At 70.3% G+C, this 20,603-nt stretch carries 20 protein-coding genes; 6 read left to right on the forward strand and 14 right to left on the reverse strand.

The window, feature by feature from the left end; all coding sequences use genetic code 11:
- Positions 1-143: 143 nt before the first annotated feature.
- On the reverse strand, positions 144-2,069 hold the full coding sequence (locus ABZ807_RS08540; RefSeq protein ID WP_357154371.1) for a S9 family peptidase: 1,926 nt from the start codon (positions 2,067-2,069) through the stop codon (positions 144-146).
- 363 nt (positions 2,070-2,432) lie between these two features.
- Here ABZ807_RS08540 and ABZ807_RS08545 point away from each other — a divergent pair, with 363 nt between their 5' ends.
- Positions 2,433-3,038, forward strand: coding sequence for a YdeI/OmpD-associated family protein (locus ABZ807_RS08545; protein ID WP_357154373.1), 606 nt, complete (start codon positions 2,433-2,435; stop codon positions 3,036-3,038).
- A 69-nt stretch (positions 3,039-3,107) separates the two neighbouring features.
- Here ABZ807_RS08545 and ABZ807_RS08550 read toward each other — a convergent pair whose 3' ends face one another.
- The 6 genes from ABZ807_RS08550 to tnpA form a co-directional block, all read right to left on the reverse strand.
- Complete coding sequence (locus ABZ807_RS08550) at positions 3,108-3,272, reverse strand: hypothetical protein (RefSeq protein WP_357154375.1); 165 nt, start codon at positions 3,270-3,272, stop codon at positions 3,108-3,110.
- Between the two features lie 8 nt (positions 3,273-3,280).
- Positions 3,281-3,760, reverse strand: coding sequence for a YcxB family protein (locus tag ABZ807_RS08555; protein ID WP_357154377.1), 480 nt, complete (start codon positions 3,758-3,760; stop codon positions 3,281-3,283).
- 152 nt (positions 3,761-3,912) lie between these two features.
- Positions 3,913-5,505 (reverse strand): amino acid permease, encoded by a 1,593-nt coding sequence (locus ABZ807_RS08560; RefSeq protein WP_357154379.1) that lies wholly within the window; start codon positions 5,503-5,505, stop codon positions 3,913-3,915.
- Between the two features lie 370 nt (positions 5,506-5,875).
- Positions 5,876-6,124 carry a flavin reductase gene (locus ABZ807_RS08565; protein ID WP_357154382.1) on the reverse strand — a complete coding sequence of 83 codons (249 nt, stop codon included), beginning with the start codon at positions 6,122-6,124 and terminating at the stop codon, positions 5,876-5,878.
- Between the two features lie 1,060 nt (positions 6,125-7,184).
- A complete protein-coding gene (locus ABZ807_RS08570) occupies positions 7,185-7,610 on the reverse strand; it encodes a hypothetical protein (RefSeq protein WP_357154385.1) in 426 nt (141 codons plus the stop codon).
- A gap of 331 nt (positions 7,611-7,941) precedes the next feature.
- Positions 7,942-8,358 (reverse strand): IS200/IS605 family transposase, encoded by a 417-nt coding sequence (gene tnpA / locus ABZ807_RS08575; RefSeq protein WP_357154790.1) that lies wholly within the window; start codon positions 8,356-8,358, stop codon positions 7,942-7,944.
- A 23-nt stretch (positions 8,359-8,381) separates the two neighbouring features.
- Between tnpA and ABZ807_RS08580 the strand changes: the two genes are divergently transcribed.
- Both ABZ807_RS08580 and ABZ807_RS08585 read left to right on the forward strand, forming a co-directional pair.
- On the forward strand, positions 8,382-8,870 hold the full coding sequence (locus ABZ807_RS08580; protein ID WP_357154388.1) for a transposase: 489 nt from the start codon (positions 8,382-8,384) through the stop codon (positions 8,868-8,870).
- Positions 8,812-9,618 carry a transposase gene (locus ABZ807_RS08585; protein ID WP_357154390.1) on the forward strand — a complete coding sequence of 269 codons (807 nt, stop codon included), beginning with the start codon at positions 8,812-8,814 and terminating at the stop codon, positions 9,616-9,618. Before ABZ807_RS08580 ends, ABZ807_RS08585 begins: the two co-directional genes overlap by 59 nt.
- A 242-nt stretch (positions 9,619-9,860) precedes the next feature.
- On the opposite strand, the gene ABZ807_RS08590 is transcribed toward ABZ807_RS08585, so the two are convergent.
- On the reverse strand, positions 9,861-11,363 hold the full coding sequence (locus ABZ807_RS08590) for an IMP dehydrogenase (protein ID WP_357154393.1): 1,503 nt from the start codon (positions 11,361-11,363) through the stop codon (positions 9,861-9,863).
- 182 nt (positions 11,364-11,545) lie between these two features.
- On the opposite strand from ABZ807_RS08590, the gene ABZ807_RS08595 reads away from it, so the two are divergent.
- Positions 11,546-12,040: a DinB family protein gene (locus ABZ807_RS08595; RefSeq protein ID WP_357154396.1), complete on the forward strand. Its 495-nt coding sequence runs from the start codon at positions 11,546-11,548 to the stop codon at positions 12,038-12,040.
- A 28-nt stretch (positions 12,041-12,068) separates the two neighbouring features.
- Here ABZ807_RS08595 and ABZ807_RS08600 read toward each other — a convergent pair whose 3' ends face one another.
- The 6 genes from ABZ807_RS08600 to pcaF all read right to left on the reverse strand — a co-directional run bounded on the left by ABZ807_RS08600 (position 12,069) and on the right by pcaF (position 18,869).
- On the reverse strand, positions 12,069-12,503 hold the full coding sequence (locus ABZ807_RS08600; RefSeq protein WP_357154399.1) for a hypothetical protein: 435 nt from the start codon (positions 12,501-12,503) through the stop codon (positions 12,069-12,071).
- Positions 12,504-12,713: 210 nt separating this feature from the next.
- Positions 12,714-13,508 carry a hypothetical protein gene (locus tag ABZ807_RS08605; RefSeq protein ID WP_357154401.1) on the reverse strand — a complete coding sequence of 265 codons (795 nt, stop codon included), beginning with the start codon at positions 13,506-13,508 and terminating at the stop codon, positions 12,714-12,716.
- Between the two features lie 197 nt (positions 13,509-13,705).
- The gene (locus ABZ807_RS08610; RefSeq protein ID WP_357154791.1) at positions 13,706-14,197 is read right to left on the reverse strand and encodes a GNAT family N-acetyltransferase; all 492 of its coding nucleotides are present in this window, start codon (positions 14,195-14,197) and stop codon (positions 13,706-13,708) included.
- A gap of 231 nt (positions 14,198-14,428) precedes the next feature.
- Positions 14,429-16,594, reverse strand: a complete 2,166-nt coding sequence (locus tag ABZ807_RS08615; protein WP_357154403.1) for an EAL domain-containing protein — start codon at positions 16,592-16,594, stop codon at positions 14,429-14,431.
- A gap of 7 nt (positions 16,595-16,601) precedes the next feature.
- Entirely contained in the window at positions 16,602-17,420 is an 819-nt protein-coding gene (locus ABZ807_RS08620) for an SAM-dependent methyltransferase (protein ID WP_357154406.1), read from the reverse strand.
- A 243-nt stretch (positions 17,421-17,663) separates the two neighbouring features.
- On the reverse strand, positions 17,664-18,869 hold the full coding sequence (gene pcaF / locus ABZ807_RS08625; protein WP_357154408.1) for a 3-oxoadipyl-CoA thiolase: 1,206 nt from the start codon (positions 18,867-18,869) through the stop codon (positions 17,664-17,666).
- Positions 18,870-18,976: 107 nt separating this feature from the next.
- On the opposite strand from pcaF, the gene ABZ807_RS08630 reads away from it, so the two are divergent.
- Complete coding sequence (locus tag ABZ807_RS08630) at positions 18,977-19,942, forward strand: glutathione S-transferase C-terminal domain-containing protein (protein ID WP_357154411.1); 966 nt, start codon at positions 18,977-18,979, stop codon at positions 19,940-19,942.
- Positions 19,935-20,591, forward strand: a complete 657-nt coding sequence (locus tag ABZ807_RS08635) for a DUF998 domain-containing protein (RefSeq protein WP_357154413.1) — start codon at positions 19,935-19,937, stop codon at positions 20,589-20,591. Before ABZ807_RS08630 ends, ABZ807_RS08635 begins: the two co-directional genes overlap by 8 nt.
- The last annotated feature ends 12 nt before the right edge of the window (positions 20,592-20,603 follow it).

Consider the following 20,603-nt stretch of genomic DNA (forward strand, 5'->3'; position numbering starts at 1 on the left):
CCACGAGGTGTCCCATCGACGACCGCGCCGCACCCCCCTTGCTTGACCGGGCGCGCTGTTTGCCGCGATCCGCCCGTTTCGGGTCGTGACGAACGACCGTCGAAACTGCCGAGATGAGTGCGTGGCGCGGTCGGACGTCGGGGTCATCCGAGCCACCGGTCGAACCATGCGCGGGTGCGGCGGAGTACGTCGAGTTGGTGGTTGCGTTCGCGGATCGAGTGGTTCTCTCGGGGATAGACGACGTACTGGTGCTCGACTCCGAACCTGCGTAGCGCGCGGTGGAAGAACTCCGCCTGTGATAGCGGAACGTTCGTGTCGTTCTCGCCGTGCAGGATCAGCACCGGCGTGCGGACCTTGGAGGCGTACGAGATCGGGCTGAGCCGGTCGTGGCGGTGTGGGCCCGTTCCTTCCCAGCCGCTGCTACCGCCGAGGGCGGCCTCGAACGGCCCCTGTTCTCCGGTTGCGGCGAGCATTCCCCAGTCGCTGATTCCGGCGCCCATCACGGCGGCCTTGAACCGGTCGGTCTGCCCGACCGCCCAGGCGGCCATGAAGCCGCCGTGGCTCCAGCCGCCGATGCCCAGCCGGTCCGGGTCGGCGACGCCGTCGGCGATGAGCAGGTCGATGCCGGCGCAGATGTCGGTCCACTCGTCGAGGCCGACCGCGCCGGCGACGCGCACCGCGAAGTCGTGGCCGTGCCCTTGGCCGCCACGCGGGTTCGGCAGGAACACGGCGTAGCCGGCGGTCGCCAGCCACTGGCCGGACGGGTCCCAGCCGAGCATGAGCCGGTCGGCGTGCCGGTGGTACGGGCCGCCGTGGACCAGTGTCACCAGTGGAAAGGGCCCGTCCTTGTGGGACCGGCCGGCGGGCAGGATCAGCAGGCCGTCGAGGGCCAGCCCGTCGGATGCCTCGTATGACAGGCGTTCCTGGACACCCCACCGGATGTCGCGGAGTTCGGGCCTGAGGTCGGTCAGCCTCGTCAGCGGCCCACTCGTGGGGCCGGCGTGGACGTTTCCGGGCTCGTAGGACGTGCTGACCACCGCCGCGACGGCGTCACCGTGCCGGTTCGTGGTCAACGACGTCGCGAGGCCGTTGACCCGGGACAGCTCGACGAGGGTGGGCCCGGCTGGATCGAGCCGGTGGATCGCGGTATCGAGCCCGTCGGCGACCAGCGCCAGTGGCGGACCGGTGTCGACCTGAACCAGGTTGCTCGGGCAGACGGTCGTGCCGGCGGTCAGACTGCGGTGCTCGCCCACCGGCCCGTTCACCGGCACGGCGACATCGAGAACCGCGTGTCCGCCCACCAGAGCGGGCGGGGTCGTCGCGACATATGCCAGGTGCCAGCCCTCGTCGGCGGGCCACCAGACAAGCGACGACGCGTCCGCCGCAGCCGGTCCGAGGTCCCGCGTCACGCCGCTGTCCGGGTCGAGCAGGTGGAGACCGGGCTCCACCAGGCCCGGGTCCACGTCGGGGGTCGACCAGGTCAGTACCGCCAGCACTCCATCGTCGGGCCGCTGGGCCACCTCGACGACATGGCGATCGCCGAACGCATCCGGTGTCCGTATCTCGCGGCTCCGTGCGTCGAGCAACCGCAGCCGGTCCGGGCGTACGCGTTCACCCCACACCCGAGCGTCGTCACGCTCCGTGCCCCGACGTTGGTCCTCAGCGGACGGTTCATCGGCTGCGATCACCACGACCAGGTCCGGATCGGCTAGTGGAAGGTGCCCGGACACCCCACCGACCCAGGACGTGACCGCCTCCACGACGCCGTCGACCAGCCCCACCCGGTGCAGTTGCGCCGTGCCACGCTCGGCCTGGTCGGAGAGAAAGTAGATCAACAGCGAATCGTCGGCCCACCGCGGCGCCGAATCGTACGCCTCACCCGAAGTCAATCGTCGGGGAGACCCAGTCCCGTCGACGGCGGCGACCCAGAGTTCGCTGACCGGGTGATCACCCGCCCGCCCGACCGGGGCGACCACGTAGGCAACCCACCTGCCGTCCGACGACAGCGCCAATGCGTGCGGAACACGACCGTCAACCACCAACTCGGCGGTGAGCTGTGTACGGGCCACCGAGGCACAGTATCGATCAACCACCACGGCGACCAACCGCTGCCGCAACGCGGACATACCAACGATGACGCCACACGCCGCAGCGTCTTTGCCACCGAGATGGCGGGCTGCGGTGGCCGGCTCGTACGGCGTCTGGCCGCCACCGTGGATGGCGCTGGCGATTGTCAGAGGCCCGTAGTCGTGGACGACGCTCGCCGCAACCGGCACGTGCACGAGGAGTCCGACATGCCGGCCCGACCTCGAGACCGTCCTGAGCGTCGAGGTCCTGCCCCGCCGCCGAGCGACCGGCGCGCCGGCAGCCCGGCGAGTCGGTCTGGCCTACAGGCAGAGGCTGCGACAACGGCGCAGCGATAGCCTGCAGTCATGGGCAGCGCCGAACTGGATGAGTTGATCGTTGCGGACGCCGAGGCGCTGCGCGCGTGGTTGTCGGCCAACCACGCCACCTCGCCCGGTGTCTGGCTCGCCCTGGCCAAGAAGGGCGGCACAGTCACCATGCTGACGTGGCAGCAGGCGGTCGACGAGGCCCTGTGTTTCGGCTGGATCGACGGGCAGGCCCGTAAACGGGATCAGGAAACCTCCTGGATCCGGTTCACCCCTCGCAGGCCCCGCAGTTCCTGGTCACAACGCAACGTCGCCCACGTGGCCCGGCTGGAGGCGCAGGGGCGAATGCTGCCCCCAGGCCGCGTCGCGGTAGAAGCCGCGAAGGCGGACGGGCGGTGGGCGGCCGCCTACGCCCCGCCGTCGGAAGCCGAGGTGCCGGCCGACCTCCTCGCCGCCATCGCTGCCAACCCCGCCGCCCAGGCCATGTTCGGCGTACTCACCAAAACCAACCGGTTCGCTCTCATCCACCGCGTCAATGCCGTCAAGCGGTCGCAGACCCGCGAGCGGAAGATCGACGAGTTCGTTGCCATGCTGGCCCGTCACGAGACGATCTACCCGCAAAAGGCCAAGCCTCCGAACTCGCCGTAATCGACATCTTCATGATCATCTGCACGCATCTGCCGCGATTGGCGTGCTGGGTGGTGATGCCTCGCGTACTCACCGGCTGCCAGCGCGTCGCACCAGCGAGACGGTCGCACCTGCAGCGGTAAGTCGCTCGGCCAGCAGCCTCATCTCAGCGGGCGTGCCGAGGATGCCACTGCTGGTCAGCGCGGCGAATGCGCTGCTCGCCTCACCGATCGTGGCCCCCTGCTGTTTCGCCATGGGCGCGGTCACTTACTGGCGGGGTGCAAGCCGTTGACGAACGCCGCGAACGCGGCCCGCTGCTCCTCGGTCATCGGGTCCTTCGGGATCATGATCGCCTGGATCTTGCCGAACATGATGTACCAGACCTCGGGGGTCTCGATGACGCGGCCGAGGCCGCTCCACCGGAACCGCGACTCGGCAAGCGGGTAGGTCAGGGTGACCCACTCGTCGTCCAGCGTCATGTGAAACCCGTCCCTGATGACGTTGGACTGCATACGCATCGACTGAGCCACCGTGATCGGTGCGATCGCGACCACGAACAGCAGTCCGAGGACCAGGGCAACGTAGGCCAGCGACGTTGACGGCTCCAGGGCCACCAGGGCGAGGCCGAGGACGATCAGCCCTCCGCCCAGGATGCGGATGGAATTCAGTTGCGGACGGAGGACGAACTGGAGTGTGCGCCGTAGCTGTTTCTCGTCGTAGGGGACCCAGATGGAGATCTGCATCGCCGCATCCTAGATCCAGGATCCGATGAGCAAGCGCCGTCGTTCAGCACGGCACCAGAGGGTCGGGGTCAATCGTCGAACGTCGTCATGGGCCTGCCCACGTACCCCGGCCCCGGTCCACCGGCTGGCTCGGCGGACCGGGACGGCCGGGGTCAGGCCGGCTCGTCGGCGGGCGCGGCGTCCGTGGCCGCTCGCGGCGCCGGCAGGTCGACGGTACGGCGGGGGCCGGTGAACCACTTCCGGGCCGAGGCGTACCACCAGACGGCCACCAGCAGCAGCACCCCGCCCACGGCCAGCGGCGCGTAGTTCACCGCCGACCAGCTGAAGTCGGCGTTGCCGGGCACCCCGGCGGGAACGATCGGCAGCAGGAAGTAGACCGAGATGACCGCGATCTCGACCACCGCGATCCAGCCGAGCAGCTTGTACTTCGGGCCCAGCGTCCACGGCCCGGGCTGGAACCGGTCCCCCATCCGCAGCCGCAGCGCGATCGGGATGACGAACGACAGGTAGAGGCCGATCACCGCCACCGACACCACCGCGTAGAAGGCGACCGGGACTCCGCCGGAGTTCCCGTAGAGGGCGGGCAGGGTGAGCAGCAGGCCGGCCAGGGTGGCGCCGACGATCGCGTTGGCGGGCGTGCCGTTGCGGTCCACCTTCGACCAGAGCCGCCAGCCGGGCACCGCGCGGTCCCGGCTGAACGCGTACGCCATCCGGCTCATCGAGGTCACGCAGCTCATCCCGCAGAAGAACTGGCCGACGGTGGAGATGATGATGACCGCCTTGAAGAAGAACGGCGTCAGCGCGGTCTCGAAGATCGCCCCCGAGAAGCCGCCGGCGGAGTTGATCGCGTCCACGTCGGTGGCGGCGAAGAGGAAGGCGAGCAGCAGGATCCAGCCGCCGACCGCGGAATAGAAGATCGACCGCCAGAGCCCCTTGGCGGCGGCCTGCGACGCGCCCCGGGTCTCCTCGGACACGTGCGCGCAGGCGTCGAAACCGGTGATCGTGTACTGGGTGAGCAGGAAGCCCAGCGGCAGCACGTAGAACCAGAAGGTCAGCCCGCCGGTGTCGCCGTCGCCGAAGCCGGAGTTGTTGAACCGCTCGGTGAAGACGAACCGGAAGCTCTGGTGGTCGTCCGGCACCAGCAGCAGGATCGCCACCACGGCCGCCGCGCCGGCCACGTGCCACCAGACCGAGACGTTCTGGAGCACGTCGATGATCCGGTGCCCGAAGATGTTGATCAGCCCGTGCAGCACCAGGATGACCACGAAGAGCCCGAACGCCTGGTGCAGGGTTCCGGCCCAGCCGTCGAAGAACGCCGACAGGGTGAGGTTGAGGAAGGTCGCGCAGCCGTAGTCCACCGACGCGGTGACCGCGACCAGCCCGATCAGGTTGAGCCAGCCAGTGAACCAGCCGTGCACCGGGCGGCCCATCTTCGCCGCCCACCAGTAGATGCCACCCGCCGTCGGGTACGCCGAGACCAGCTCGGCCAGACAGAAGCCGATGATCAGGATGAACAGCGAGATCAGCGGCCAGCCCCAGGAGATGGCGACCGGGCCGCCGTTGTTCCACGCCTGGCCGAACGTGGTGAAGCAGCCGGCCAGGATCGAGATGATCGAGAACGAGATGGCGAAGTTGGAGAAGCCGCTCCACTTGCGGTGCAACTCCTGCTGGTAGCCGAGTTCGGCGAGTCGTCGGGCGTCGTCGTCCATCGGTTGCTCGGCGGTCGGCGAGGGCGTCGTGGCCACTGCACACCTCCTTGAGGTGGTCCCCGGTACGAGTGCGCCCGAGTCTCGTCCCGTCGATCACGGCGGTCAATCCGTCGCGGGTGCCGAACTCGCAAATCGGGTTGCCGCCCGGGCCCGTCCGGCCGCATGCTTGAGCCCGTGACCAGGCCCGATCGCGACGGGCCTCCACCGGGCGCTCGGCAACGCCCGCTCCACGGCGGCGCGGGGCACCCACCTCTCTCTCACGTACGGCGTGCTCCGCCGTACCCGACGGGTGCCCCGCGCCGCTGCTCTTCCCGCGCACGTGGTAGCGCTGCGATGAGCAGGGCCCCGGGGCCGCTGGTTCCCGCCAGCAGCACCGGGACCCTGCTCGTTCGGGTGGGAAGGGTGGTCAGCCGCGGGCCCTGGCCCAGGCGAGAAAACGCTCGGTGAGATCCAGCCTCGCCTGCGGGTGGAGCTGGCCGAGCTGGTCGGTCGCCTCCGCCAGCAGCCCGCCGAGGTACACCAGCAGCCCGGTCCGGTCGCCCCGGTACTCGACGAGCAGGGCGACCCGGGCCGGCTGGCAGGGCCACTCCGCTGCGCAGTTTCTGCACCGCCAGAGCGGGCGCATGGGGGTGTGCGGGATCAGCCGACGGCACATCAGGTGCCCGGACCTCCCGGCTCCGTACGTCGAGCAGCCGCAGCCGGTCCGGGCGTACACGCTCGCCCCACACCCGAGCGTCGTCGCGCTCCCTGTCCCGACGTTGGTCCTCAGCGGACGGTTCATCGGCTGCGATCACGACGACCAGGTCGGAATCGGCCAACGGGAGGTGACCTGACACCCCACTGGACCAGGACGTGACCGCCTCCACGACACCGTCGACCAGCCCGACCCGGTGTACTTGCGCCGTGCCACGCTCGGCCTGGTCGGAGAGAAAGTAGACCAGCAGCGAATCGTCGGCCCACCGCGGCGCCGAATCGTGCGCCTCACCCGAAGTGAATCGTCGCGGCGACCCGGTCCCGTCGGTGGCGGCGACCCAGAGTTCGCTAACGGGGTGATCACCAGCCCGTCCGACCGGGGCGACCACGTAGGCGACCCACTTGCCGTCCGGCGACAGCGCCAATGCGTGCGGAACACGACCGTCAACCACCAACTCGGCGGTGAGCTGTGTACGGGCCACCACGGCACAGTATCGATCAACCACCACGGCGACCAACCGCTGCCGCAACGCCTCCGCAGCATGGCTGCGGCGCCCTCCCAGGGGCTGTCCCGATCTCGACAACAACGCCAGGAGGAGACGATCTGGCTGCTTGATCGGGTTCGCACATCTGCCGCGATCCGCGCGTCACGCCGTGTAACGGATGGATCGCGGCGCTCAGCGCACGGATCTGCCGATGCGAGTGCGTCGCCCGATCGCCAGGGTGAACGCATGCGTGTGTGCGTGCCAAGCCGCGTCAGCGCAGGGCCGTCGACGATTGAGCCCGGGCCGCACCCGCTGCTGCTGACGCATCCGATGACGTGGCTTGCCGAGCATGAGCCGGGCACAGGTTCCGCCGGTTGCGGGGAGTTGCCTGATGAACCTCGTGGCTGGTCAGTGGTCGGCCCTGTCAGTTCATGGTGATGCGGGAAAACACACCTGCTCAGAGCCTCGCCGCACGATTACGCGATTGGCCCTGGCCCCGCGCGCCCGTCAAAAGGGCGCGCGGGGCGATTGCGGCGGTCAGTTGTGTGAGAAGGTGAAGTAGGGCGAGGAGATCGAGCCGTAGGTCCGGAACACGTTGTGCTCGCCCGTCTTGATCGTCCACCGGCCGATGGAGACCATCGAGCCGTTCCTGTGGGCATACACCTGGACAGTCTGAGAGCTGCCGGCGGGCAGTTCGATGCTCCAACACTTGCCCGGCGCGACCAGAGGGCTAGAGAACCCGTCGCCCGCCGGCAGGTCCAGGGCGGCGCCACGCGAGGGGGACTTCAGGGGCGATGAGGGGAACTCCAGGGTCGACGAGTAGGTTGTTGACTTGTTGCAAAGTCCGGTGCGGTTGCTGCTCGCTGCGCTTGCCGGCGTCGCGGTGGTGGCCATCCCTGCCAGCGCCAGGGCGCCGATCAGGACCGGTCGCCATGCCTTGCGCGTGTGAGTCAAAGCTGTCATCTGGGCCTCCTAAGGCCTTGTAGTGGGACATTGCCCGTGGATCAGTTGGGCCTGACACGCGCGTAAAACGCGCGTCTATGGGAGAACGGATGCATCCGGTGGATGGGTTCACGGAGCCTCTATATCGGTCTCCACGCTGTCATCCGGTCGGAACGGACTTGTCATCTCTGACGGTCAGGCCGGCGAAGTGGCTCTGGCGCGGTCTCATGATCTATGTCATGGCGGAGCTCCGAGGCCCACTGGGTCCGCTACCGAAATGCGGGCCAGTGCTCCGCACTTTAGGGCGGGGGTGGAGGCCCGCGCGGGAGGGCCGCCGAGGCCCGAGCGTGGTCTAACCTGGCTGGTTCTGCTGCTCGATGTGCTGGCGCGGCGTGGTCAGGGGTGCGCCGTCGATGGAGCCAGCGAAGTATGAGGCGGACCAGAGGCGGTTGGCTCGGTGGTAGTGGCGTACGAGGTCGGGGAACTCTTGGCGTAATCGACGTGAGGAGACGCCTTTGAGGCTGTTGACCAGCTTCGGCAGGGCGACCTTGGGTGGGAAGTTCACCAGGAGGTGGACGTGTTCGCCTTCACCGTTGAACTCAACCAGCTCGCATTCGAAGTCGGCGCACACCGCCCGCATGATCTCCTCCAGGCGGGTCAGGTGCCGGTCGGCGAACACCCGGTGCCGGAACTTCGTCACGAAGACCAAGTGGGCATGCAAGACGAAAACACAGTTCCTGCCGGTGCGGACGTTTTCAATTTCGACTATAGACCAATGGTAGACTGTCCGATGTGCAGCTCCGGTACAACTATCGCGTCTACCCGACGCCCGCCCAGCAGGAAGCGCTGGCGCGGGCGTTCGGGTGCGCGCGGGTGGTGTTCAACGACGGGCTGCGCCTGCGCCAGCAGCTCCAGGAGGCGGGCGAGAAGTACGTCTCCGACGCCGACCTGTCGAAGCTGGTTATCACCCAAGCCAAGGGCACCCCAGAGCGGGCATGGCTGGGCGAGGTGTCCGCCGTGGTGTTGCAGCAGGCCCTGGCGGATCTGAACACCGCATACCGCAACTTCTTCACCTCGATCACAGGCAAGCGCAAGGGCCGCAAGGTTGCACCACCACGGTTTCGGTCACGCAAGGACAACCGGCAGGCGATCCGCTTCACCAAGAACTCCCGGTTCACGGTCCTCGACAACGGGTGCCTGCGCCTGCCCAAGGATCGGCGACGTGCGGGTGCGCTGGTCGTGGGCCCTGCCGTCCGAGCCGTCGTCCGTGACGGTGGTTAAAGATGCGGCGGGCCGATACTTCGCCTCGTTCGTTGTGCAGACCAGCGCGGACGAGACACTGCCGCCGGTCGACTCCGAGGTGGGCATCGACCTAGGCCTGACGCACTTCGCGGTGCTGTCGAACGGCACGAAGGTCGCCGCGCCGAAGTTCCTGCGTCGCGCCGCACGCAAGCTCAAGCGATTGCAGCAGGACCTGTCCCGCAAACAGCGAGGGACCCAGAACCGCAAGAAGGCCGTCGTCAAGGTCGCCAGGGAGCATGCGCGGGTGGCCGATACCCGGCGGGACTGGCAGCACAAACTGTCCACGACGGTCATCCGCGACAACCAAGCGGTGTACGTCGAGGACCTGTGCGTCGTCGGTCTCGGCCGGACCCGGCTCGCCACGTCGGTACACGACGCCGGGTGGGCCAGCTTCACCGCGATGTTGGAGTACAAGGCTGCCCGGTACGGGCGTACCTTCGGCCGGGTGGACCGGTTCTTCCCGTCCACCCGAATGTGCTCGAACTGCGGCCGGATCAACGAGAAGTTGCCGCTCGCCGTTCGATCGTGGGTCTGCCCGTGCGGCAGCACCCACGATCGGGACGTCAACGCGGCCATCAACGTGCTCGCGGCGGGACGCGCCGAGACCCTAAACGCCTGTGGAGCGCAGGTAAGACCGGCATCCGCGCCGGCACCGCGCGGGGAAGCAGGAATCCGCCCGGACGCCGCGCGTTCCACACGCAGCGTAGAGGGAATCTCCGTCCTCTAGGGCGGAGAGATCGTCAAATCAAGCGACTGCGCGCCGCCCTGCCGCTGATCAGGAAGACGATCGAAAGCTGGCCCGCGACAGTGACTTCTGGTTCGACAGCCATCTTCTGGGGACTACGCCTGTACCTGGTGTGCGCCCGACCGGGCACGAAAGCGTTGCCGAGGCGGGGATGAAGCGCGGTGTCATGCCCGGGAACGCGGATGCTGCGCCCAGGCCGCCCGTTCGGATGACGAAGCGGCCGTCTACTGTCCGCTGCCGCCTGAGCCGCTGCGCAACCGGACTTCGGCGCCATTCTGTTCGTAGCTCTGCTGCGACACCTGAACGAGCATCGCGTCGCGGTGAAAGTCCGGCAGTGTGATGGCGCCGCAGCTGACCATGGTGGCGCGCAGTTTCGCGACCGTACGGGCAATGTTGGGGTAGAGGCTGCCGGCATACGGCACGTAGCCGTCGACGCCTTCCTCGAACGGCAGCTCGGTCTCGCCCTGGTCGTAGCGGGCGACGTTCCGGGCCCGTTGGGAGCCTTCACCCCAGTATTCCTTGAACATCTGCCCGTCGAGATTGACGAGGTTGGAGGGGCTTTCGTCGAATCGGGCGAAGTAGCGCCCGAGCATGATGAAGTCGGCGCCGAGGGCGAGGGCGATCGCCATGTGGTAGTCGGCGAGGAGACCGCCGTCGCAGCAGATCGGCACGTAGATGCCGGTTTCGTCTGCGTAGCGGTCGCGTTCGGCAACCACGTCAATGAGTGCGGAAGCCTGCCCGCGGCCGATGCCTTTCTGGTCGCGGGTGATGCAGATCGACCCGCCGCCGATACCGACCTTGACGAACGCGGCACCGGCATCGGCGAGGTACCGGAATCCGCGGCCGTCGACGACGTTCCCCGCGCCGACCGGGACAGCGCCGTTGAACTCACCGACGGCGTACTGCAACGTCTTCTGCTGCCAGACCGAGTGGCCGTCGGAGGAGTCGATGCACAGCACGTCCGCGCCGGCCTCGACGAGGGCGGGGATCCGGTCGCGGTAGTCGCGGGTGTTGATCCCGGCGCCGACCCGGAACCGCTTATCGTCGTCGATGGACTCGTTGCGGAACTGTTTGTGCAGCTCGTAGTCCCGGCGCAGCACAATCGAGGCGAGGTGACCGCCGGCGGTGACGATCGGCAGCAGGTCGAGGCGGTGGTCCCAGATGAGGGTGTTCGCGTCGGACAGCGAGATCGTCGGTGGCGCGGTGACCAGACCGTTGGCCGGGCGCATCCGGGACTCGACCGTGTCGTTGAGGTCGTGACGATGGGGATGGAAGTCGGCGGTGGAGATCAGGCCGATGAACAGGCCACTCGAGGTGCCGTCGTCGGTGACGACCGCGACGTCCCGTTCGGCGGCCTTGAGCAGGCGGCTGACCTCGCCGAGCGTCGCGGATGGCTTCGTGTTGATGTCGGAGTGCCGGAAGCCCGCCTTGTGGCGTTTGACCGCGCTGACGGACTCGGCCTGCGCCTCGACGGTCTGGTTCTGGTGGATGAAGCTCAGCCCGCCGGTTTGCGCGAGCGCGATGGCGAGGCGGGGCGAGGAGACCGCTTGCATGATCGCGCTGACGAGCGGTACGGCGATGCGCAGCGGCGAGGACCCGCCGACCGGGTGCCGCACGACGGGGGTGGACAGGTCGACGTTGTCCGGGGTGCAGTCCTCGGTGGTGAGGTTCGGCACGAGCAGGTACTCGTTGAGGGTGCGGGAAACCTCGGGGAGGATCACGACCACGCGTTGCTCCTAAACACTCCGCCGCGGCGGGCTGGCTGGAATGCAAACACACGCTACCAGCGCCGCAGCAGCCACTGCGGTCGCTCCCATGGCCGGGCAGGTCGGCGCCGTAGGTGAGGCTGACCTCCACCAGCGGGAGGTCCGCGTCTGCCTCCCCGGGTGACAGCACGTAAGGTTGGGGCGTGCTTGAGTCCCAACGCGAAGCCGTGCCGCGCAACGACGGTGGCGAGCTTGACACCACCCTCGCCTTCTTGTCCTTCGCTCGGTCATGCGTGCTGAAGAAGGTCGCCGGCTTGAGCGAGGAGCAGCTGCGGCGCCGCCTGGTCGTCTCCGACACCACACTGCTGGGACTGGTTCAGCACTTGACCGACGCCGAACGGTACTGGTTCGGCTACACGTTCGCCGGCGACCCGCGCTACGCCGACGTCGACTTCGACATGGTGGTCGAGCCGGACCGGTCCCCAGATCAGATCCTCGCCGACTATCGGGCTGCGATTGCCGAAAGCGACGCCCACATCACCGCAGCCGCTGGCCCGGACGTCCTCACCGCGCAGCCGGTCGGTGACAAGCCTCGTACGCTTCGCTGGGTGCTCGCCCACATGACGAGCGAGACCATCCGGCACGCCGGACACGCCGACATCCTGCGGGAGCTTGTCGACGGTGCCACCGGCCGGTAAGAGCCGCGACGCGTGTGCGGCGAAGGCGCTACGTCCACGGCGGGATGTACCGGCCCACATATTCGCGAGCACGCGGGAGAGGGTCACGCCAGTACTGGTCGGGCATGCGGGAGTTGTGCACCTCGCAGAACTCTGCGAGGCCGACCGTGATCTCGACCCGCTCGAGTGGGCGGCCTTCGAAGTCCGTGTTGACCAGAAGTAGTTGCGGCTCCGGATTCCAGCCCGAGTGGTCGAACGCCCAGCCATCCCAGGTCGCATAGGCGTGAAAGACCTGCCGCTCGCCTGGGAAGCGCACCGCCGCTACCTCGATCGACCGGTCCGGGTAGGAATCTCGGCAAACCCAGGCGAGGATGTGACACGCTCCGGCAGCGAAGAAGGCTTGGTCTGGCCGTTCCCATGCGACGCGCTGGTCTGATCGCTCGATCGACGTCCGACGAAACGCGCCCGCTGCCCTTGCTGCCATGACTTGGACCTTAGTGGACGGCGCCGTCGCATCCGCTCATGCCGTCGACGTGCGCTACGCTCCGTGACGAGATGCGGTGAGGTCGAGTCATCGGTCGTAGCCAATGAGCGGATGTGCGCTACCAGGCGGTCCACCGCTGCCCCAGGGTGGGCCGGCGGCGGCAGTCAGTCATACCACGCCAGGCGGCCGGGCATTCTCCACTGGCGACGGTCAGGCCTCGCCGAGGTCGGTACAGTGTGCGATCGTCGCATCGTCCGCCGCCACCGCGTGGCGCGCCTCCGCCTGCCGAACACGATGGATGATTTCGGCGGGCCCGCTCGACGCCAGGACGGCCATGACCCCTGGCCAGTCGGCGAGCCGGAACCGGTCCACGATGCGGCTGGCTCCATTGCTGAGCAGGACGGCACCGGTCAGCTCGGAGCTCGGACAGCTTCCGGTGATCGCCTCGTCTGCCGCCCGCGGGTCGTCCTTCGCCAGCCAGAAGCCGCCCGGCTGGTTCCGGTTGGCGCGCAAGTCTCGCAGGAGTCGGTGGTACTCGTCGCTACCGTCGGCGGCGGCCTCGAGCGCGGACCGGTACGACCGGCTGATGATCACCTCCCGGGGATCGGAGACGACGAGCGGCGCACCGTCTGCTCTGTCGAGCACGAGGACCGAATCACCGAGCACCAGATACTCGACGAGGCCGTCGGACAGGCGCAGGATGGCTACGGTCGCCGACGGACTGATGGGGTCGGCGACGTCGCAGGTGTCCCGGTGATCGTCCGTCACCCGCTCGATGGCCTCGGCGAGCAGCGCCGACAGGCTGCGGTCCCGCACGAGTGACAAGAGGCTGAGGAGGCTGCCTCCCAGGCGGCCGGCGTACCAGGCCACGCCGTGCCGGCAGATCGATTCGGCGCCCGGGATGCCGGCGCCGTCGATCAGCACCGCTGCCGTCGGTACGGCGCCGGTGAAGTCCTCGTTCGCGCGGCCATTCCGTGCCGCGGCGCTCGTCATCGTCACCCGCATGTCCTGCCGCCGCCCTCCCACCGATCAAGGCGTCGACCTTAACAACCGCCGACGCGCTTGGGGCGCACACCTCTGCCGCCGATCGTGCATCACGGTAAGTGACGGACGTGCGGTCGGCGCGGACACGCTGGCCCGGTCGCCGGGCTGCTGGCCACAGGTATCCGGTCGCGGCGCGCCCTCGATCGGCGGCCGGACCGCTAAGGAACGAGACTCTTGGCCATGATGTGCTCCCGACGCAGGCCGTCGGGCATGAGATCGCCGGGCTCACCCGTGTCACGGAAGCCGTTGCGCTGGTAGAGCGCCCAGGCGTTCTTGTTGCCCTCCACCACGGCCAGCCGCAGCGTCCCCGCGCCCACCTGCCGGGCCCACTGCTCGACCGCCCGCACGAGGTGGTCGCCCACGCTCCGGCCCCGTCCCACCGGCGCCACGTACATCGAGATCAGCTCGACGACGCCGTCCAGATCGGTCGGCACCCCGCTGGCCATCCCGACGGGCTGCCCGTCGAGCATCGCCACCACGTTGTACGAGCGGGGGATGGCCAACCGCCCGCGCCAGCGTTCCTCACGGTCGCCGTCGCCCTGCCAGTCCGCCAGTTGGGAGCCGAAGGCGTACGCCGCCTCCGCCAGCGCGGCGAGCCGCAGTTCCCTCCAGATCTTCCAATCGCCCTCGTTGAGCACACGGGTTTCCATCACCTTGCGAAGGCTGCCGCAGGTGTGGGGACCAGGCAACCCAGTTCCCGCGGTAGCCGGCGCGGCTACGGCACTGTGACCACGACGCCCGGCTCGGCCACGTCGACCGGCCCGGCCAGGATGGCCAGCGCCGCCACCACCGACACCGCCGCCTGCGAGTCCGTCAGGCCCACACCGCCGCCTCCGCCTGTCGCCGCTCCGGCGACCGAGGGCGGTACGACCACCGCCCGCTCACGCCGCCTCCCCACCGCGCAGCCGGGCGGTGATCTGGTCCGCCGGCATCGGCGCACCGAACCAACGCCCCTGCCCGGTGTCGCACCGCAGCGCCCGCAGCCGTTCGGCCTGCGCGCCGGTCTCCACCGCCTCGGCGGTCACCGACAGCTCCAGCGCGTGCGCCAGCCGGACCAGCGCGTCCACGATGCGCTCGTCCCGGTGGTCGGCCGGGGCGTCCGGGTCGTCGGCCCGGATCCCCTCGACGAACGGGCCGGCCAGCTTCAGGCAGTGGATCGGCAGCCGCCGCAGGTACGCCAGGTTGGAGTACCCGGTGCCGAAGTCGTCGATCGCCAGCCGTACCCCGAGGTCGGCCAGCCGGTGCAGCGAGCGCAGCGGCTCCCCGGCGGTGCCCATCACCGCGCTCTCGGTCAGCTCGAGCTGCAACAGCTCCGCCGGCAGGCCGGTGCGGCGCAACGCACCGGCGACCGTGTCCACGATGGCCGGGTCGTCGGCCTGCCGGGCGGCCAGGTTGACGCTCACCACCAGCCGCTGCGCCGGGAACTCGCGGTGCCAGGCCCGGGCGTCCCGGCAGGCCTGCCCCAGCACCCACTCGCCGAGGCGGACGATCAGGCCGGTCTCCTCGGCCAGCCCGATGAACCGGTCCGGCCCGACCAGGCCCAGCTCCGGGTGCCGCCAGCGGACCAGCGCCTCCACCGCCAGCATCTGCCCGTCCAGCAGCGAGACGATCGGCTGGTAGTGGACCACGAACTCGTCCCGGTCCAGGGCGGCCGGCAGGCCGGCGGCGAGCGCCGACCGGGCGATGTAGGCGGCGCTGCGCTCCGGGTCGTACACCGCCCAGCGGCCCCGGCCCTCCGCCTTCGCCCAGTAGAGGGTGGTGTCGGCGGCCTTCATCAGCTCGGAGGCGCTGGTCTCCGCGGCCGGGCACTCCACCACGCCGACGCTGGCGGAGACCGCGAGCTGGTGGTCGCCGATCAGCACCGGGGCGGCCACCGCCGCCAGGGCCAGCTCGGCGACGCCGACCGCCTCGTCGAGCCCCTCGCCGCCGTCGACCAGGATGACGAACTCGTCGCCGCCCATCCGGGCGACCAGGTGGCCCTGCCCGGACACGCAGTCGGCCAGCCGGCGGGCGATGGTGATCAGCAGCCGGTCGCCGAGGTCGTGGCCGAGGCTGTCGTTGACCGCCTTGAAGCCGTCCAGGTCCAGGAAGCAGACGCCGATCCGCTGCTCGGGACCGGCGAGGTCGAAGCACCGGCCCAGCGTCTCGAAGAACAGCGTCCGGTTGGGCAGGCCGGTCAGCGGGTCGTGCAGGGCCTGGAAGCGCAGGCGCTGCTGGAGCTCGTACCGCTCGGTGATGTCCTCGATCATCGCCACGGTGAACCGGGGGCGGCCGTCGTCGTGCCGGATCAGCGAGACCGCCAGGTCGGTCCAGACGACTGTGCCGTCCTTGCGGTGGTAGCGCTTCTCCACCCGGGCGTGGTCCTGCTTGCCCTCGATCAGCTCCTGGTACAGCTCCCACATGCCGGCGGCGTCGTCGGCGTGGAACAGCGACGTCACGTTGAGCTGCCGCAGCTCGTCCGTGGGATAGCCGAGCATGTCGGCGAAGGACTGGTTGACCTCGATGATCTGTCCGTCGATGCCGGCGATGCCGATGCCGATCACCGCGCCGGTGAAGACCGCGCGGAAGCGGGCCTCGCTGTCGCGCAGCGCCCGCTCCACCGCGTCCCGGGCCTGCCAGGCCGAGCGCGCGATGCGTTCCTGCTGGCTGAAGGTCCGGTTGCGCAGGGCGCGGGCGAACCCGGACGCGAGCGCCCCCTGCAACGCCGCCACCCGGTCGGCGGCGTCGGCGCGGTGGGCCCGGACCGGCAGCACCTGCGCCAGGAACCGGTCACCGAGGGCGTGCACCGACCAGTCCAGGACCCGGGGCTCGGTGAGGTGCGCCGCCACCAGCGCCCGGCCCACGTCCTCCGCCGGGGTGGCGGCGAACTCCCCGGCCAGCACGGCCTGGCCCAGCCGTACGGTGTGCGCGAACAGCAGCCGCTCGGTCTCGTCCGCGCTCAGCGGCACGAAACCGAGCCGGCGCACCGCCCGGGCCCACTCGGCGGCGTACCGGTGGGCGCCGGGGCGGTCGAGGTCGTCTCCGCCAGGATCCGGGACGGCGGCCATGTCGGGCTCAGCCGGCGTGGCGGTCGTACCGGGCGACGCCGCCGAACGCGCCGAACCGCTCGGGGTGCTCGTCCACGTCGGAGGGCGAGTCGGGCCGCCACAGCGGCATGTGCACGACGCCCGGCTCCAGGATCGTCCAGTCGCCGAAGAAGCCGGTGACGTCGGCCCGGGACCGCAGCGTGATCTCGGTGGCGGTACGCGCCGACAGCCGCTGCGCGTCGAGCATCTCCTGCGGCTGGTCCTCGAAGGTGGAGTGGGAGATGACCAGGAAGCTGCCGGGCACCGCGGCGGCCCGCAGGGCGGCGAGGATGTCGGCCGGGCGGTCCACATCGGGGATGAAGTGCACCACTCCGGCGAGCAGGATGCCCACCGGGCGGCTGAAGTCGATCAGGCCGCTGGCCCGGGCCTCGTCCAGGATCAGCTTGGGCTCCCGCAGGTCGGCGCGGATCGCGGTGGCCCGGTCGTTGCCGGCCAGCAGCTCCCGGCTGTGCGCCACCGCCACCGGGTCGATGTCGACGTACACGATCCGCGCCTGCGGGTTGGCGGCCTGCGCCACCTCGTGCACGTTGCCGACGGTGGGGATGCCCGAACCGATGTCGAGGAACTGGTCGATGCCGGCGTCGAGCAGCACCCGGACGGCCCGGCGCAGGAATTCCCGCCCGGAGCGCATGGTGGCCGCCAGGTTCGGGGTCATGCTGGCGATCTGCTCGGCCAGCTGCCGATCGATCTCGAAGTTGTGCGCGCCACCGAGGAAGTAGTCGTAGACCCGGGCCGCGCTCGGCCGGCTCAGGTCTATCTCGGCGGGAAGTCCGTCCGGCATCTGCATCGCTTCGCCCCAGTTCGTCGCAATGGCGCGGGACGGCACCGATGTCCGGCGCGCGCGGGCACGCAAAGGCGACACCGGCCGACCTGCGGATCGTGTGGTGCAGACCACTCTATGCGCGTACGCCAGAGCGCGGGGGATCCACATTCGCGGGTGGACCGCCGAACCGCCCGCCGGCGGTGTCCCGGGCCCCGGGACACCGCCACGTCGCTGACCTCGCGGCGCAGGGCGGGTCGGCGGCGCGAGTCAGGCGGCGGACTCCAGCATCAGCGCGATGCCCTGCCCGACGCCGACGCACATGGTGGCCAGGGCCCGCCGGCCGCCCCGGCGGCGCAGCTCCAGCGCGGCGGTCAGCGCCAGCCGGGCGCCGCTGGCGCCGAGCGGGTGGCCGAGCGCGATCGCGCCGCCGTTGGGGTTGACGTGCTCGGCGTCCTCGGGCAGGCCCAGCTCGCGCAGCACCGCGACACCCTGCGCGGCGAACGCCTCGTTCAGCTCCACCACGTCGACCTCGCCGAGGCCCACCCCGAGGCGGTCGAGCAGCCTGCGGGTGGCCGGCACCGGCCCGATCCCCATGATCCGGGGCGGTACGCCGGCAGCGGCGGCGCCGCCGATCCGGGCGAGGGGGGTCAGCCCGTACCGGGCGACCGCGGCCTCGGAGGCCACCAGCAGCGCCACGGCGCCGTCGTTGACGCCGGAGGAGTTGCCGGCGGTCACCGTGCCGCCCTCGCGGAACGGGGTGGGCAGCGCGGCGAGCTTCTCCAGCGTGGTCTCCCGGGGGTGCTCGTCGACCTCGACCAGCTTCGTCTCGCGCCGCCCGGCCGGCACGGTCACCGCCACGATCTCCTCGGCGAACCGGCCGTCGGCCTGCGCCTTGGCGGCCCGCTGCTGCGAGCGCAGCGCGAACTCGTCCTGCACGGCCCGGTCGACGCCGAACTCGGCGGCCACGTTCTCCGCCGTCTCCGGCATCGAGTCGATGCCCCAACCGGCCTTCATCAGCGGGTTGACCAGCCGCCAGCCGAGGGTGGTGTCGTACACCTCGGCGGTGCGGGAGAACGGCGTCGCCGCCTTCGGCATGACGAAGGGAGCGCGGCTCATGCTCTCCACGCCACCGGCGACCACCAGGTCGGCCTCCCCGGCCACGATGGACCGGGCGGCGGTGGCCAGCGCGTCCAGGCCGGAGCCGCAGAGCCGATTGACCGTGCTGCCGGGGACCTCCTCGGGCAGCCCGGCCAGCAGCGCCGCCATCCGGGCCACGTTGCGGTTGTCCTCGCCGGCCTGGTTGGCGCAGCCCAGGATCACGTCGTCGGTGCGGGCCCAGTCCACCGACGGGTGGCGGGCGACCAGCTCGCGGATCACGTGGGCGGCGAGGTCGTCGGGGCGTACCCCGGCGAGGGCGCCGGCGTACCGGCCGATCGGGGTGCGGACTCCGGCCACGAGGTATGCCACGGTCATCGGCGCTGTCCTTCGGGGGTGGGAAGGGGCTCGGCGGCGGCGTCGCCCGGGTCGCGGGGACGCCCGAGCGCCAGGATATCCGCGCGCCGACCGGATAGGTTGGCGGCATGGCCCGGGCCCAGTTCAGCGCAGAGACCGCCGGCAGCGGCGCGTTCGTCCGCCAGCCCAACCGGTTCACCGGTCGGGTCACCCCGCACTCCACCTCGCCGGAGGGCGGCGGCCCGGACGACCAGGACCGCTGGCCGCTGGAGGCCGGCCGGTACCGGCTGATCTGGTGCCGGGCCTGCCCGTGGGCGCACCGGGCGCGGATCGTCCGCAGCCTGCTGGGGCTGGACGAGGTGATCTCGCTCGGCACCGTCGACCCGATCCGGGACGAGCGGGGCTGGCGGTTCACCCTCGACCAGGACGGCTTCGACCCGGTGCTGGGCATCGGCTTCCTCTCCGAGGCGTACCTGGCCACCGACGCGGACTACCTGGGCCGAGTCACCGTGCCGGCGTTGGTGGACACGTTGACCGGGCGGGTGGTCACCAACGACTATCCGCAGCTCACCCTGGACTTCTCGACCGAGTGGCGGCGGTTCCACAAGCCCGACGCGCCCGACCTCTACCCGGTCGAGCTGCGCCCGGAGATGGACGCGCTGATGACGGAGATCCACCGGGACGTCAACAACGGCGTCTACCGGTGCGGCTTCGCCACCTCGCAGGAGGCGTACGACGAGGCGTACCTGGCGCTCTTCGCCCGGCTGGACGCGCTGTCGGAGCGACTGGCCGGGCGCCGCTACCTGATGGGCGACGCGATCACCGAGGCGGACGTGCGGTTCTTCACCACACTGGTCCGCTTCGACGTGGCGTACCACGGGCACTTCAAGTGCAACCGGCAGAAGCTGACCGAGATGCCGGTGCTCTGGGCGTACGCCCGGGACCTGTTCCAGACCCCGGGCTTCGGCGAGACGGTCGACTTCGACCACATCAAGCGGCACTACTACGGCACGCATCGGGAGATCAACCCGACCGGCATCGTGCCGCTCGGTCCAGGCCTGCACGGCTGGACCACGCCACACGGGCGTGGCTGACCGGGGCCTCGGCCGGGTCGCCGCCGCGTCGGCCGCCGCCGGCTGCACCCTGGCGGGCGTGGTCGCGGTGACGGTCGCCGTGGTCGCCGGTCCCGGTCCGGGCCCCACCGGGTACGTCAGCGAGGCCGGCGTCACCGACAGCCGGTACGCCGCGGCGTACCGGATCGGGATCTTCGCCCTGGCCGCCGCGCTGCTGCTGCTCGCGGTGGCGCTGCCCACGGCGCTGCGGGTGGCCGGGGCGCTGCTCGTGGCCGGCGGCGTCCTCACGCTGCTATCGGGCGCGGTGACGTGCAGCGCGGGCTGCCCGCTGCCGCCCTTCGAGACGCCCACCGTGGCCGATCTGGTACACGGCGGCGCGAGCATCGCGGCGACGGCCTCGGTGGTCCTCGCGATGCTGGCCCTGCTCCGCTCCGCCGCCGCCGGCCGGGCGGTGCGGTGGATCGCCGGCCTGGGCGCCGTGCTGGCGTTGCCGTGCTCCGCCGCGATCGCCGTGGCGATGCTGACCGTGGGCCGCAGCGGCGTGGTGGGTGTGCTGGAGCGGGTGCTGCTGGCGGTGGCGGCCAGCTGGGGCCTGGCCACCGCGACCACACTCGGGCTGACCCGGGCGACCGTGCCGACCGGAGCATCGGGGCAGGAATCGGACCTGTAAGGAGCGTCACGG

This window comes from Micromonospora sp. NPDC047548, from assembly GCF_040642975.1.
Taxonomy (GTDB): domain Bacteria; phylum Actinomycetota; class Actinomycetes; order Mycobacteriales; family Micromonosporaceae; genus Micromonospora.